Below are 1,241 nucleotides of genomic sequence, written 5' to 3' on the forward strand. Positions count from 1 at the left end.
CTTCGACTTCGGTGGCGGCACCTGCGACGTCGCGGTGCTCACCGCCACCGACGAATGGACCTTCGAGGTGCTGCGCGCCGGCGGCGACACCGCCCTGGGCGGCAAGAACCTCGACGCCACCATCTCGCGCTGGGTCGAGCAGCACCTGGCCGACGAGAACCCGCAGCTGGTGGCGTGGCTGCGCAGCCCCGCCGGGCTCGATGCCCGCCGCACCCTCGACGATCAGATCCGCCGCGCCAAGGAACTGCTCTCCGACGCCCCGTCGGCGACGATCCGGGTGACCGGCCACGGCGCCGACCTGACCCTGACCCTGACCCGGGAGGAGTTCGAGCAGCTGATCGAACCGCAGATCGGCCGCGGGGTGCAGCTGGCCGCGACGGTGCTGCGCGAGGCCGGGATCGACCGCGGCCGGTTGCAGGCGCTGTATCTGACGGGCGGCTCCTCCCGGATCCCGTATGTGCACCGGCGCCTGGCCGAACTCGGCCCGATCGCCACCCTCGACGACCCGAAAACCGTCGTCGCCCGGAATTCCCGGCGCTTCCTTCGCTCCGTCGTCCGCTGCCGCCGCCGCGCCGCGGAAGTCGCGCACGACGCCGGCGATCGCGGGTGCGGCGGTCGCCGCGGTACTCGTCGCTGCCGGTGCGTTCTTCTTCATCACCCGCCCGGATACGGGCTCCACAGCCGCGGCCGCGCCGCAGTCCGGTGCCGCCGTGGCGATCAACAGCACCGATCCGCTGGACGGCTCCGCTCCGGCCGCCACCGCGGATTCGACGTTCATCAGTGAATCCACCGACGACGTGACCACTCTGCTGCCGGCGAAACTGATCACGTCGTCGACGGCGTGTGAGAAGTCCGGCTTCGCACCCGACAGCTCGGCACTGCAGGTGCGTTGCCTGATCAACGTGAACTCGAACCTCGGCAAGACGATCGGCATGAAGGCCAACGAGTATCTCGGTGTCACCGCGTGGCGGGACGACCGGTACGCGCGTTCGCACCTGATCGAGTTGCGGGACAACAAGACCGGCACGTACACCACGATCGGGTCGCCGGACGGGAACCGCATCGTCGGCTACATCCCGAACAGCTCCACCGTGATATTCGAGGTGGTCGACAAGTCACGCGGGCTGCTCATGCAGTTCTCCACCAAGACGGCCGATCAGGGCTTGGCCCTGCTGAAGGAACTCGGCTACGTCGGCTGAGGTGCGGCTCCGCCGCCGGTGTGCCTTTGTGGCGGTCAGGAC

2 protein-coding genes are annotated in these 1,241 nt (G+C 69.3%); both read left to right on the forward strand.

Annotation, left to right across the window (positions count from 1 at the left end):
* A partial coding sequence (locus tag I0Q12_RS34435; RefSeq protein ID WP_231611769.1) for an Hsp70 family protein occupies positions 1-784 on the forward strand: 784 nt, incomplete at its 5' end.
* A complete protein-coding gene (locus I0Q12_RS34440) occupies positions 711-1,199 on the forward strand; it encodes a hypothetical protein (protein ID WP_231611770.1) in 489 nt (162 codons plus the stop codon). The genes I0Q12_RS34435 and I0Q12_RS34440, both read left to right, overlap by 74 nt.
* Positions 1,200-1,241: the final 42 nt, after the last annotated feature.

It is taken from the genome of Rhodococcus sp. CX (genome assembly GCF_015865005.1).
Taxonomy (GTDB): Bacteria; Actinomycetota; Actinomycetes; order Mycobacteriales; family Mycobacteriaceae; genus Rhodococcus.